At 60.6% G+C, this 13,024-nt stretch carries 15 protein-coding genes; 9 read left to right on the forward strand and 6 right to left on the reverse strand.

Annotated features, from left to right (window positions below; translation table 11 throughout):
* The first annotated feature begins 9 nt into the window (after positions 1–9).
* Genes ACYU70_RS15575 through ACYU70_RS15585 form a run of 3 tightly spaced genes read left to right on the forward strand, consistent with a single transcriptional unit; the run spans position 10 to position 2,689 of the window.
* Positions 10–633: a PKD domain-containing protein gene (locus ACYU70_RS15575; RefSeq protein ID WP_342295300.1), complete on the forward strand. Its 624-nt coding sequence runs from the start codon at positions 10–12 to the stop codon at positions 631–633.
* Positions 634–653: 20 nt separating this feature from the next.
* Positions 654–1,724 (forward strand): ABC transporter permease, encoded by a 1,071-nt coding sequence (locus ACYU70_RS15580; protein WP_342295298.1) that lies wholly within the window; start codon positions 654–656, stop codon positions 1,722–1,724.
* Positions 1,712–2,689 (forward strand): ABC transporter permease, encoded by a 978-nt coding sequence (locus ACYU70_RS15585; protein ID WP_342295296.1) that lies wholly within the window; start codon positions 1,712–1,714, stop codon positions 2,687–2,689. The genes ACYU70_RS15580 and ACYU70_RS15585 overlap by 13 nt, the downstream gene beginning before the upstream one ends.
* A 770-nt stretch (positions 2,690–3,459) precedes the next feature.
* On the opposite strand, the gene ACYU70_RS15590 is transcribed toward ACYU70_RS15585, so the two are convergent.
* From ACYU70_RS15590 to ACYU70_RS15615, 6 genes are all read right to left on the reverse strand, one after another.
* A complete protein-coding gene (locus ACYU70_RS15590; RefSeq protein ID WP_342295294.1) occupies positions 3,460–4,371 on the reverse strand; it encodes an SDR family oxidoreductase in 912 nt (303 codons plus the stop codon).
* A 21-nt stretch (positions 4,372–4,392) separates the two neighbouring features.
* Positions 4,393–5,046, reverse strand: coding sequence for a peptidylprolyl isomerase (locus tag ACYU70_RS15595; protein WP_342295292.1), 654 nt, complete (start codon positions 5,044–5,046; stop codon positions 4,393–4,395).
* 71 nt (positions 5,047–5,117) lie between these two features.
* On the reverse strand, positions 5,118–6,044 hold the full coding sequence (hemC, locus tag ACYU70_RS15600; RefSeq protein ID WP_342295291.1) for a hydroxymethylbilane synthase: 927 nt from the start codon (positions 6,042–6,044) through the stop codon (positions 5,118–5,120).
* Between the two features lie 135 nt (positions 6,045–6,179).
* Positions 6,180–7,316, reverse strand: a complete 1,137-nt coding sequence (locus ACYU70_RS15605) for a DNA polymerase III subunit (RefSeq protein ID WP_342295289.1) — start codon at positions 7,314–7,316, stop codon at positions 6,180–6,182.
* Positions 7,313–8,533 carry a GlmU family protein gene (locus ACYU70_RS15610; RefSeq protein WP_342295287.1) on the reverse strand — a complete coding sequence of 407 codons (1,221 nt, stop codon included), beginning with the start codon at positions 8,531–8,533 and terminating at the stop codon, positions 7,313–7,315. Before ACYU70_RS15610 ends, ACYU70_RS15605 begins: the two co-directional genes overlap by 4 nt.
* A 171-nt stretch (positions 8,534–8,704) precedes the next feature.
* Positions 8,705–8,974 carry a type B 50S ribosomal protein L31 gene (locus ACYU70_RS15615; protein ID WP_196294405.1) on the reverse strand — a complete coding sequence of 90 codons (270 nt, stop codon included), beginning with the start codon at positions 8,972–8,974 and terminating at the stop codon, positions 8,705–8,707.
* A 233-nt stretch (positions 8,975–9,207) separates the two neighbouring features.
* Here ACYU70_RS15615 and ACYU70_RS15620 point away from each other — a divergent pair, with 233 nt between their 5' ends.
* From ACYU70_RS15620 to ACYU70_RS15645, 6 genes are all read left to right on the forward strand, one after another.
* Entirely contained in the window at positions 9,208–9,633 is a 426-nt protein-coding gene (locus tag ACYU70_RS15620; protein ID WP_342295283.1) for a hypothetical protein, read from the forward strand.
* 181 nt (positions 9,634–9,814) lie between these two features.
* The gene (gene rdgB, locus ACYU70_RS15625) at positions 9,815–10,396 is read left to right on the forward strand and encodes an RdgB/HAM1 family non-canonical purine NTP pyrophosphatase (RefSeq protein WP_342295281.1); all 582 of its coding nucleotides are present in this window, start codon (positions 9,815–9,817) and stop codon (positions 10,394–10,396) included.
* Between the two features lie 182 nt (positions 10,397–10,578).
* Positions 10,579–11,205, forward strand: coding sequence for a uridine kinase family protein (locus ACYU70_RS15630; RefSeq protein WP_342295278.1), 627 nt, complete (start codon positions 10,579–10,581; stop codon positions 11,203–11,205).
* Positions 11,206–11,418: 213 nt separating this feature from the next.
* Positions 11,419–11,808 (forward strand): hypothetical protein, encoded by a 390-nt coding sequence (locus tag ACYU70_RS15635; protein WP_342295276.1) that lies wholly within the window; start codon positions 11,419–11,421, stop codon positions 11,806–11,808.
* 157 nt (positions 11,809–11,965) lie between these two features.
* On the forward strand, positions 11,966–12,427 hold the full coding sequence (locus ACYU70_RS15640) for a DUF4268 domain-containing protein (RefSeq protein ID WP_342295275.1): 462 nt from the start codon (positions 11,966–11,968) through the stop codon (positions 12,425–12,427).
* An 87-nt stretch (positions 12,428–12,514) separates the two neighbouring features.
* Positions 12,515–12,889, forward strand: a complete 375-nt coding sequence (locus ACYU70_RS15645) for a hypothetical protein (RefSeq protein ID WP_342295273.1) — start codon at positions 12,515–12,517, stop codon at positions 12,887–12,889.
* The last annotated feature ends 135 nt before the right edge of the window (positions 12,890–13,024 follow it).

Here is a 13,024-nt window from a genome sequence, read left to right on the forward strand (position 1 = left end):
TCCTCTAATATGCGCTTTCCAGTAGCTTTTTCTTCCATTAAATCCTCGCTACTAGCGGCCCTGTTCGTCTTGGCGGGTCTGGCCGCCCAGGCCCAGCAGGCCGGCGATACCACTAGCGTAGGCTGCGGCCCGCCCCTGCCGCGCATGTTGTGCGTCGACCTCGACGGCCGCCCGTCCATCGACGAGCCGGCCGGCCCCTTCACCTACCAGTGGCATATGGGCGACGGCACCACCCTCACCGGCCCTACGGTGAGCCATTGCTACAAAGAGCGCAAAAACTACGTGGTCGAGCTCGATGTCATCGTGGACAAAACCGGCGAAATCCGGCGCGGCCAGAAGTACATCCCCGTCAACCTCGTGCAGCAGGACATCGTCGATTTCACCGCCTCGGCCACCCGCGTGCGCGTGGGCCAGTCCGTGTCCTTCGATTCGCCCGAGGCCCAGCTCCTCACCTGTCGCAACGTGCAGTTCGTCTGGGATTTTCGCGATGGCACTATCGTGCAGGCCCGCACGGCGCAGCACGTTTTCCGTCGGCCCGGCACGTATTCGGTGCGCTTCAGCATGCGCGGCTACGGCTCCAATGCCTGCGTAGCCAGCCACTGCGTCTCACGCGAAATCGTGGTTGAACCTTAAATTCTGGTGTGGCATAGCGCATGGCCCGTTTTATCTTCCGACGTCTGGCCCGCACTTTCCTCGCAATCTGGGCCCTGGCCTCGGCCGTGTTCCTACTGAGCCGCCACGACCTCGACACCGCCCTGCGCCTATCCCTGCCCGATGCCACCAGCCAGACAGGCTCCAGCCCTGCCCTGCTACCCCAAGGCCAGCAGGCTGCGCTGCAAGCTCTGCGCCAACGCTTCGGCCTCGATTTACCCGTTTTTTACGTGAGCCACGAGCCGGCTTCGCCTGCCGGAATGCAGTCCTGGCACTGGCACGGCCTCCACAACCAGTACCACCAGTGGCTGCGGGCCCTGGCGCACGGCGATTTGGGCACCTCGTTTCGGACGGGCGAGGGCGTGGCCGCACGTCTGCGCCATGCCCTAGCTTTCACGCTGCCGCTCACGGGCACGGCGGCCGTTCTCGCGGTGCTGATTGCCCTGGCGCTGGCGCAGCGCCTGGCCACGTCTTGGTGGTGGCAGCGTCCTGTGCGCGTAGTGTTGGTTGTGGTACACGGCCTCCCACTGTTTGTGGTGGCCCTGGTGCTGTTGCTGGTATTTGCCAATCCTGATGTGCTGGACTGGCTGCCCGCGTACGGCTTCGGCCAACTAGATGAAACGAGCACGAGCCCCGGCCAGCATTTGGCCGATGTTTTTCTGCATTTGATTCTCCCGGTATTAGCCTTGGTCATTACGGCCTTGCCCGAGCTCACGCTTCAGCTCACCGCCGCCCTGCAGCAGGAGTTGGGCACCGCCTACGCCACCACGGCCCGCGCCAAAGGCCTGTCCGAAGCAGCCGTGGTCCGGCATCACGCGCTGCGCAATGCCTTGCTTCCCACCCTCGCCCAGATTGCCGAATTCCTACCGGCCCTCGTGGCCGGGGCCGTGGTGGTGGAAGTGGTGTTTGCCCTGCCCGGCATGGGCCGCCTGCTGGCCGAAGCCTCCGCCGCCCGCGACTATCCCGTGCTCATTGGCGGCGTGCTGCTCACCGGCGCGGTTCGCCTGTTGGCATTGCTCCTCGCCGACCTTTCTTATTTTTGGGCCGACCCCCGCATCCGTTGGCAGTCCTGACCTCCTTTCGCCCCACCTGGCCGCAGCGGCTGGCGTTAGGCTGGCTGGGCCTGCTGGTGCTGGTGGCCGCAGCAGTGCCCCTGCTGCCCCTGCCCTACCCGCCCGGCACCCCCGATTTGGCCCACATGACCGTGCCACCGTTTAGTGCCACCCGCCACTGGCTCGGCACCGACCCGCAGGGGCGCGATGTGCTTAGCATTCTGGTGTATGGCACCCGCACGGCCGTGCTGCTCACATTGCCGGCCGCCCTGCTGGCGGCACTCGTTGGGGGCCTTGCCGGGGCCGCCGCCGGCTTTTGGGGAAATACCGCCCGGGCCCCCTTGTCCTACTGGCTGATGGGTGCGGGCAGCGTGTGGTGGGGCTTGCAGCTGCCCATTCCAACGCTGGGGATGGGGCTAATACTTATTGGCGCAATCCTAGCGGTAAGTGCAACTTCACGAAGCCGCCCGCTGCCTACTTGCCCCCTGCCGGTCAATGCGTTGGTAATGGGTACGGCCACGGCCCTCGACACCATTCCGCGCCTGATTGTGGTAGTGGCCGTGGTGGCCAGTATCGGGCTTTCGGTCCCCGGCTTGCTGGCAGTGCTGGTGCTCACTACATGGCCCCCAATGGCCCGGTTGGTGCGGGCCCAGATGCTGCGCGTCCGCCACTTACCGTTTGTAGAAGCTGCGCGGGCAGCCGGCCTTTCGGAGGGGCAAGTGTGGTTTCGGCACGCCTTGCCCCATGCCCTGCACCCGCTTCGCACCGCCTTGCCGCTGAGCATCGCGGGCCTGCTGGGCCTGGAAAGCACCTTGTCGTTCCTGGGCATTGGCTTGCCCCCGGAGGTAGCTAGTTGGGGCCGGCTGCTCGCCACCGTGCGCAGTGAGCCCAGCGCTTGGTGGGTTCTATTATTCCCTTCATTGCTGCTTACCATGAGCATATTAAGCCTTAATACCCTAAGTCGCTTATTAAATCCAAGAACTTAGCCTTTGGCAAGTATAGGTGGGATTTATTTAATGCTTCAGAAGAAGTTGAGCAGTTGATGCTATGTCACAAATTCGGTTTTTTTATAATAATAATAGCTCAACATAAAAAATTACACAACGCTAATAAACAGTTGCTTATAATAAAATCAGCCTGTGATTATTTATTTCATATATGATTTTACCAATCAATAATTGATATAAATCATTCCACCACGCTACTTTTTCGATGTCACAATCAGGGCCATTATGTCCTTTTATCGGCAGTGTAGTGGCCGTAACATTGTATTGCTTTTAATAAAAACCCTCGTTGCTCTCCCCAGGTAGCGCTTCTTTTTCTACCACCGTTTTATCTATATCCTTATGTACCTGCTCATCTATCCGTCATTAAGCACTCCTCGCCGGCCGAAAGCCCCGAAAGAAGCCGCTCGTCCCATTTCCGTAGGCATCGATTTCGTCACCCCTGACGGAATGGTAGTGCCCCGGGCTTTGGGTGAAGCGGCGCTACTGGGCCGCACCGCTGTTTTGGTAGGAGGGCTTCTGGTTGGAGTATGGCCCCAGGCTTAGGCCTGCGTTTTCGCTGCTATTCCGCCTTTCCCTCTTTTAATTTCCAGCTCTTAATTACCCTGTTGCATCTGGTATAATATTCTACCCATAATCCAGTATCTACCGCTCACCGGCTACCCCGGCTGAGTTTCAACCCGCCGTCTGCCCCGGCGGGTTTTTTTTGTCCTATACCCAAGCCATCAGCCCTTGGCTAAACGAGCCGGGCGCTAGCTGGCGGTGGTTTCGTTTTGGGCGCTCACCAGGGCAATGCCTTCGGCGAAGGTATGGGGCTGATAGCCGAGGTCGTGCCGGGCTTTGTCGATGAGGAAGCCGGTGCGGGCGGGCCGGCGGGCTGGCTGTGTGAAGGTGCTGGCATCTACCCGCTCAATCAGGCCTGCATCGAGGCCAAAATGTTCGGCTACGCGCAGGGCCATGGCGTGGGGCGTGAGCATTTCCGCGCCGCTGATGTGGTAGATTCCCTGAGCATTATGGTGGGCCAGCAGCCAGCAGCCCTGGGCCAGGTCCTCGGCCAGGGTGGGTGTGCGCCACTGGTCGGCCACTACTTTGATGGGCTTGCCGGCGCGCAGCGAGTCGCGCACCCAGAGCACGATGTTGGTGCGGCCGTAGTTGTGGGCCACGCCGTACACCAGCACGGTGCGGGCAATGGCCCAGGGGCCGGCGCTGGCCTGCACGGCCTGCTCGGCAGCCAGCTTGCTTTCGCCGTAGAAATTGACTGGCCCCGGAGCGGCGTCCTCGGCCAATGGACCGGTTTCGCCGCTGAAAATGAAGTCGGTGCTGAGGTGCGTGAGGTGGATATGCTGCCGGGCGCAGGCCGCCACCAGGTTTTCGACGGCCGTCACGTTGTGCTGCCAGCAGGCTTCGCGGTTGAGTTCGCACTCGTCCACATTGGTCATGGCGGCGGTATGGATGAGGTGCGTGGGTTGCTCCCGGGCCAGCACCTGCTGCACCTGGGCGGCATCGCTCACATCCAGCTGCACGAAGCGAACATCGGAGTAGAGGCCGGCCAACTTGTTGACTCCCCGCGACGTGGCCACGAGCTCTACATCAGGCTGCTGCCGCAACAGGGCCACCAGCTTCTGGCCGAGCAGGCCATTGGAACCCGTGAGAAGGATTTTCATGCAGTGCGCCTTTGCAATCGGTTACGGATAGGTGTAGCCGTATTCCTTCGTGATTTTCTTGCGTTTCATCTTCTCCACTTTCATGGTCATTTTGGCATCGCCCAGCGGATGGTCGCGGCCGTCTTTGGGGAGCTTGGCAATTTTATCAATCACGTCGAGGCCCTGGATTACCTGGCCGAAAACGGTGTACTGGCCGTCGAGAAAATGAGCGCCGTCGTGGTTTTCAACCAGATAAAACTGGGTGATGCTGCTGGGCGTGCCGGCCGGGCCACCCATGCGAGCGGCGGCCACAGAGCCGTAATTGTGCTGGTGGCCGGGCGCGAGCTCGGCGGGAATGGTGCCTTCGTTGGGCTGGCCGAGGCCGTCGTTGCCGGGGTCGGCATCCTTGGAATTAGCATCGCCGCCCTGAATCATGAACCCTTCGATGATGCGGTGGAATGAGGTGCCGTTGTAGAATCCGCTTTGGGCTTTCTTCAGAAAATTGGCTTTGTGCAGGGGCGTGTCATCGAACAAAACCAGGCGAATAACGCCCTGGGCCGTGGTGATGGTCACGACCTCATCCTTGCTTTTATGCTTGGCATGTTTGGCCGGTTTATCCGCCGCGAACGTGGGAGAGGTCAGCCACAACAGGGCCAGAAATACGGTGCCAGCCCAGGAAAAAAGAAAGGATTTCATAAGAACAACGTCAGGAATAACGGGAACAATGCCCCAAAACTACATGGATTTGCAGGCCGCAACCAAGCGCTTTAGCCGCGGTGCTCGCGGATGCTGGCCAGGATTTCGCGTCCGCCGCGCCCCAGCACGGCATCGGCCACCGATATGCCCAAAGCGCGGGCGTCAGCGGCTGTCTCGACGGTCTGGATTTCCTCCACGTACTCCTCGCCGTTGAGGCTGATGAGGCCGCCGTGCAGGCGCAGGCGGCCGCCATCAAGGGTAGCGAGGGCGAAGGAGGGAATGCTGCACCCGCCCTCCATGGTGTGCAGAAAGGCGCGCTCGGCCAGCAGGCAGGTGTGGGTGGCGGGGTGGTCGAGGGCGGCTTTGAGGCGGGCTTTCAGGGCTTCGTCCAGGTCGGCGGCGCACTCGATGGCGATGCTGCCCTGGCCGGTGGCGGGCACAAACTGGTGGGCCGGCAGCGTGTGGCGCACCAGGTGCTCGTAGCCCATGCGGTGCACGCCGGCGAAGGCCAGCACCAGCGCATCAAACTGGCCCTCTTCCAGTTTGCGCAGACGGGTCTGGAGGTTGCCACGGGCTTCGGCAGTGGTGGCGTTGGGGTAGAAGCGGCGCAGCTGGGCCTTGCGGCGAGTGCTACTGGTACCCAGCACGATGCCGGGCTTATCAAGCGAGAATTTTTCGTCGAAACTCAGTACCACGTCGTTCACCCGCTCGCGCTCTAGGAAGGCCAGCAGCTCCAGCTCGCGCGGAATACTGCTTTGCACGTCCTTGGCCGAGTGCACGGCGAGGTGGGTTTCGCCGCGCAGCAGGCTGGCTTCCAGCTCTTCGGTGAACACGCCTTTAGAGCCGATTTTGGCCAGGCTGCGGTCCTGCACAGCATCGCCGGTGGTTTGCATGGGCACGATTTCGGTTTCGAAACCGGCCTTTTGCAGCAGGTGGGCGACGTGTTCCGTCTGCCAAAGGGCAAGGCGGCTGGCGCGAGTGGCGAGGCGAATGGTCATAATCAGGCAGTTGTTATTTGGAACGTCATGCTGAGCGCAGTCGAAGCATCTCTACCGCTTCGTTACACCAAAATTGATTTAGTTGCGCGGTAGAGATGCTTCGACTGCGCTCAGCATGACCGTGGTTTTATTCACTCAAACTCGTAAAAAACCGCCTAACCGCAGCGAGCTATCCACGAACACCATTTTGGCGTTGGCATTGCGCTCGATGTGGTAGTGGGCGTCGGTCAGCTCTTTGGTTAATAAATCAGCGTTGCGCGGGGTCACAAATTTGGCGAAGCCCGTGACGAACTGCTGCTCACCATTGGCCAGATGCGGGACGAATTTTGGGTCGATGCCGAACAGCAGCACCTTGCGCACCAAACCCAGTGAGTAGCTCAGCAACTCCTTCTGGTTTTCGCGGCCCAGCTTCTGGAATTCCTCGCTTTTCTTGAGAATATCGGCCGCCTTGCTGCCGTAGCTGAAGCACAGGCGCATCCAGTCGCGGAAGAATTCGAAGTAATCGTGGTCGGCGTTGGCATCACGGCTGGCGATGGCCGCGCCGAGGCTGCCTTCGGCCAGCTGGGCTACCTGGCGGGCTTTCACTTCGGGCACCTGGTATTCATCGCGCAGGTAGGCGGTGATGTCGTCCTCCGAAAACGGGCGCACCACCACTGGCTGCACCCGGCTAATGATGGTGGGCAGCAGCTGCTCGGGCGCGTGGCTGACGAGCAGGAAAATGGTGGCGGGCGGCGGCTCTTCCAGCAGTTTCAGCACGGCGTTGGCGGCGGCGGGGTGCATGAGCTCGGGCAGCCAGAGAATCACGATTTTGAAGCGGGCCTCGAAGGCCTTCAGGCTCACCAGCTTCAGAATCTGCACGGCTTCGTCCTTGCTGATGTTGCCCTGCTTGTTTTCGGCCCCGATGTGCTGCATCCAGTCGTTGAGGCCCTGATAGGGGTTGTCGAGTACGAATGCTCGCCACTCGGCCATGAACTTGCTGCTCACCGCGTCCTTGGTCACCGTTTTGGTGGTGGTTACGGGCACGATGAAGTTCAGGTCCGGGTGCGCCAGCTTGGCCGTTTTGGTGCAGGCCGGGCAGTGGCCGCAGCTATCCTCGGCATCGGCGGCGCGGTCCTCGCAGTTCAGAAACTGGGCATAGGCGAGGGCCAGCGCCAGTGCCGCACCGCCCTCCTGCCCCCGGAAAAGCTGGGCGTGCGCCACGTGCTGCCGCTGCACCGACTGGCGCAACAGGGCTTTGACGGCAGACTGGTTGGGGATATCAGCGAAGGTCATGCTTTGGCTTTCTCCCAAACCCGGTCCTCTTCCGTCGCCTCAAATACTACCTTCATAATCCCCTGCTCAACCGCATCATACGGCAGGCCACGCCGGGCCATCACGCGCTCAGCCACCTCGTTCACTTTGGGCAGCTTGAAGGTTTCGAAGCCCGCCGCACCGCCCCAGCTGAAGCTCGGGATGAAGGTGCGCGGGAAGCCGGCCCCGAAAATATTGGCCCCCACGCCCACCACCGTGCCGGTGTTGAACATGGTGTTGATGCCGCACTTGCTGTGGTCGCCCATCATCAGGCCGCAGAAGGTTTGGCCGGTGTCCACGAAGCGCTTGGCGGCGTGGCTCCAGATTTTGACGGGCGCGTAGTTGTTTTTGAGGTTTGAGGTGTTGGTATCGGCCCCCAGGTTGCACCACTCGCCGATGACGGAGTTGCCGAGGTAGCCGTCGTGGCCCTTGTTGGAGTAGCCCAGCAGGATGCTGTTGCCCACTTCGCCCCCCACTTTCGAGAACGGCCCCACGGTGTTGTCGCCGCGCATTTTGGCTCCGGCGTTGATGTGCGAGCCCTCGCACAGCGCCAGCGGCCCTTTGATGATAGCACCCTCGTGTACCTGCGAATTCTTGCCCAGGTAAATCGGGCCGTCCTCGGCGTTGAGAATGGCGGCGCGGATTTTCACGCCTTCTTCAATGAAAATATTTTCGGCCCCGTACACAATGGTGTGCGCGTCATTCACCGGCTGCGAGGTGCGGCCTTTGGTGAGGAGCGCGAAGTCGCGGCGAATTTCCACGCCGTTGCGCAGAAACAGCTGCCACGGCCGGTCAATCACCGTCACGGGCTCGGCCACCTGCTTTTCTTCTTTCAACCCATCCTGCACCAGCTCGGCTACCAGCGAGGCATCGGCGAGGTGGGCCGCCACCAGCAGCTCGTCGCAATACAGGCCTTGGCCGGGCTGCAGCGCCAGCACCTGCTTCACCAGCACCGCATCGGGGCACACCGCGCCGTTGATAACCAGCGCCGGGCCGGTCACCACGCCATCGGCGCACACCGGGAACTTGGCTTGCAGGTACGGCTGCGTGAGGTAGCCCACGGTGGGCGCGGCCAGATGCCGCTGCCACTTCTCAGCAATGGTGAGGATGCCGCAGCGCAGCGCCCCCACGGGCCGGGTGAAGGTGAAAGGCAGCAGGTGCGGCCGAATGGCCGGGTCGTCGAAGAGGAGAACGTGCATTTTTCTTAAGCTATTCGCTAATAGCCGTTAGCTGTTAGCTTCTTTTGAAACAGGCCCAAATTTACGGCAAGCGGCTTGGCCGAGGGCCAATAAAAAACTCCTTCCGGCGAAACCGAAAGGAGTTCTTAAAAAGCTAACGGCTATTAGCTGGAAGCTAACAGCTGATAAAAGCTATTCTTTGTTGGCGCTGTTCTGCTCCTTCTTGGCGTAACGGCTGCGGAATTTCTCCACGCGGCCGGCCGTATCGATGAACATGTTTTTGCCCGTGTAGAAGGGGTGCGAAGCAGAGCTTACTTCGATTTTCACCAGCGGGTACGTTTTGCCGTCTTCCATCGTGATGGTGTCGGTCGGCTTCATCGTCGAGCGGGTGATGAACTTAAAGTCCGAAGAGGAGTCCTGGAATACGACTTCCTGGTACTCGGGGTGGGTGTCCTTTTTCATATCGAGAGGTCGGTTTTACCGGTTGAACCCTGCCGATTTTGCGGAAGGGACTGCAAAAGTACGGCTTAGCTCGGAAATACCCAACTCTGCGTCCAATATTTTCGCCACAGCCGGCCGCGCCACCCCGTGCGCCTGAGCTTGTTGACTTTCTGAAAAGGTTGTACATTTGAATTCGGCCCACACTCGGGGCCGGCCCGTTGCGTGTGCTGAAATCTGTACTCGTTCGCCGTCTGTTGCGCCGTTCCGGCCCCGTAGCGCTGCTGCTGGTGCTGTGGAGCGCGGCCGTAGTGTACGCGGCCACGCTCACGGTTTTCACGGCCGCCTACTCCGGCACCCTCGTGCGGATTGACTGGGAAGTGAATTCTGAAACCGACGTCACCGGTTTCGAGCTGGCCCGCAAGGGTGCCACCGAAGCCAGTTATACTATAGTAAATACCACCGCTGCCACCGGCATGCGGCACTACCAGTACCTCGACGCCAACGTGTACCGCACCACCGGCGGCACCACGCCCGCGCCGCCGTCAGCCGGCAATGGCCCCTACACCTACCGCCTCACCGTGCGCGGCCCCGGGGCCGACCAAAGCTACCTCACCGTGCTGGCCGGCACGCCCAGCGCCGTGCAGCGCTCCTGGGGCACTATTAAGTCGATGTTCCGGTAGGTTGCTTCTTAATCAGAACGGGCTAATTCAAAACGTCATGCTGAGCGAAGTCGAAGCATCTCTAACGTAGTAGTAATCCAATCGGAAGGATTAATTGCGCGGTAGAGATGCTTCGCCAAGCTCAGCATGACGTTCTTTTGTGCTTTGCTATTCATCTGTCTTGTTTCACGAATCTCCTGCAATGCGCCTCTGCTTCGCTTCCAATAATGCCCACAAGCTCGATGAAATTCGCCCGCTGCTGCCGGCCAGCATTGAGCTGCTGAGCCTGGCCGACATCGGCTGCCAAGAAGAGTTGCCCGAAACCCAGGACACCCTGGAAGGCAACGCCCGCCAGAAAGCCGAATACGTGCGCCAGCACTACGGCGTGGCCTGCTTCGCTGATGACACCGGGCTGGAAGTGACGGCGCTGAATGGCGAGCCGGGCGTGTACTCGGCCCGCTACGCTGGCCCCCAGCGCCTGGCCGAAGACAACGTAACCAAGCTGCTGCAGGAACTGGCCGGCCAGCCCGACCGGTCGGCGCGCTTCCGCACGGTGGTGGCGCTGGCCGGGGCCGATGGTACCATGCACGAGTTTGCGGGCGAAGTGGCGGGCCTTATTACGGAGGACTGGCGGGGCACCGGCGGCTTCGGCTACGACCCCGTGTTTGCGCCCACTGAGGGCGATGGCCGCACGTTCGCCGAAATGAGCGGGACCGAAAAAAACCGCATCAGCCACCGGGCGCGGGCCGTGGCCGGGCTGGTGGCTTTTTTGAATGAGGAATAGGAACACGCAGGCATGAACGTCATGCAGAGCGCAGCGAAGCATCTTGCCCGCAGTCACTAATCCTGTCGATTGGATTACTCGCCCCGGTAAAGTTGCTTCGCTACGCTCTGCATGACGTTCGTCTTAGCACCTGCTATCTCCCCTATCTCATATTCCCCGTCCCCAAACTACCTTTGCCTGCTATGCAGACCCCCTACTTAATTGGCATTACCGGCGGCAGCGCTTCTGGCAAAACCACCTTCCTGCGCCGGCTGCTGGAAGCATTCCCGGAGGAACAGATTTGCCTCATCTCGCAGGACAATTACTACCACCCGCGCGAAAAGCAGCTGCGCGACGACATGGGGGTGGAAAACTTTGACCTGCCCGCCAGCATCGACGCCGCCGCTTATGCCGCCGACGTGCTCAGCATCAGCCAGGGCCACGAGGTGCGCCGCAAGGAATACACCTTCAATAATGCGGCTGTGACGCCGCAGGAGCTGGTGTTCCGGCCCGCGCCCATTGTGGTGGTGGAGGGCATTTTCGTGTTTCATTTCGAGGAAATAGCCAAGCTGCTCAACCTGAAGGTGTACATCGATGCCCAGGAGCACGTGAAGCTGCACCGCCGCATCATCCGCGACCGCGACGAGCGGGGCTACGACCTAGCCGACGTGCTCTACCGCTACACGCACCACGTAGCGCCCACCTACGAGCAGTTCATCGCGCCCTACAAGCACTACGCCGACATCGTGATTCCCAACAACCGCCATTTTGAGCGCGGGCTGGAGGTGCTGGTGGGCTTCCTGCGCACCAAGGTGAACGCCGAAGAATAAGGGCTTTGGCGGACGGTGAAAAAGCGCTAGCAGGCCGGGGCTGCGCAAAGCAGCGGGCTAAGCTGGTCAGTTATTTTTTGCCAACTTCATCAAAGTAGCAGTTAAAATAGATTATATTGGACCCACAAATCATCCTTGCGGCCGAACCAAGTCGGGTTGGCCCAGAGATAAATTGCTCCGTATAACCCTCGTTTACACGCTATTCTTACAACGATGAAAGGTTCTTTTCAACTAGCGGCGCTGGCAGTGGCAGGCTTGGCTGCGCTGAGCAGCTGTGACAAAAACGGCCAGTCCGGCGTGCTGCAACACCCGCCGGGAAACGCGGCCCTACGCGTGGCCGTGACGCCCGACAAGGAGTACGACCAGGCGTTTGAAGAGTCGACCCGCAAGCTGAGCGACACCACCTACCTCATCATCACCAAGGCCGAGCGCGGCAGCGTGTTTGCTGTGCACACCGGCCCGCTGCCCGTGGCCGACCACGCCGTGTGCTTTGCCAGCACCTACAATCCGGGCTTCCGGGAGTGCGTGGAAGAATATTACCACAACGCCGGTGGTGTGGCCATTCAGAACAACGAAGCCGGCTGGTGGGCCACGCCGCTGTAAGCAGCACTGGCAACGAACCGCACCGCCGGCACGTCATGCTGAGCGCAGTCGAAGCATCTTTACCGCACAACTAACCCAGCGAGTGGGTTTACTATTGCGGCAGAGATGCTTCGGCTGCGCTCAGCATGACGTTCTTTTTTTGTCCTCACTCTATCGAATGTATAGCAAAGCAGAAATCACCCGATTGCGCCAGGCGTTCTGGACGGCATTTGGGCAATATATGGCCCCGGTACCCTCGGCTGAGGGCGACACCACCAATTGGATAAACTACAAGACGGGCGTCAAAAACGTGTATTTTCGCATGCAGGCCGATAACCGCCGGGCCAGCATCGGCATCGAGCTCACGCACCCCGACGCGGGCATCCGCGAGCTGTTCTGGGAGCAGTTTCTGGAATTGAAAACCCTGCTGCACGAAACTCTGGGCGAAACCTGGGCCTGGGAGGCCGATGCCACCGATGCCCAGGGCCAGCCGCTGAGCCGCATCTACCACGACCTGCCAGGCGTGAACCTCTTCAGCCGCGACGACTGGCCGGCGCTGATTTCGTTCTTCAAGCCCCGGCTCGTGGCGCTGGATGCGTTTTGGGCCGATGCGCAGTATTCGTTTGAAGCGCTGAAATAGTGCGGTTTATGGACCTCAAACTGGATTAAAGGCGCACTTGCTGGCTTTTCCAGCAAAGTGGTATCTTTGCAGACCCCGTTTGCCGCCATGTCCCAACTGATTGCTCGTTTTTGGTTTTCGCTCCGCTTCGCCTGGCTTGCCGCCACGGTGCTGCTGGTGCTGGGCCTGAACCAGCGGGCCGTGAGCGTGCTGCGCCCCCTGGGCAAGGCCGAAACGCGCTGGGCTGCGCCCACCCGCGCCACCGTCGTCAAGCAAAAAGTGCTGCTCGAAGCCACCGGCACGGTCAAGCATTTTGTAACCCCGCTGGGCACCGCCTGGCTGCCTTTGCCGGCCACCGCCACCCTGTGGCTGCCTACGCTGCGCTGGCAGCTGGCCGCGCCACGCCTGTTGGCGGGCATTCGCGCCGGCGAGATTTTCCGGGCACGGCTGCTGGCTGTGGCGCTATCGCCGCAGGCTCCCTAAGTAGTGTTGAATTTTGAGGGTTGAGTGTTGAATGGGTGTTGGCCGAAGGGCTGGCGGCTCACGCAACATCCAACCCTTTTCTTTTCCGCTTCGCTTATTCTCCGCTTTCCACTTCGGGAATTCAACCCTCAATAT

This window comes from Hymenobacter segetis (genome assembly GCF_054776495.1).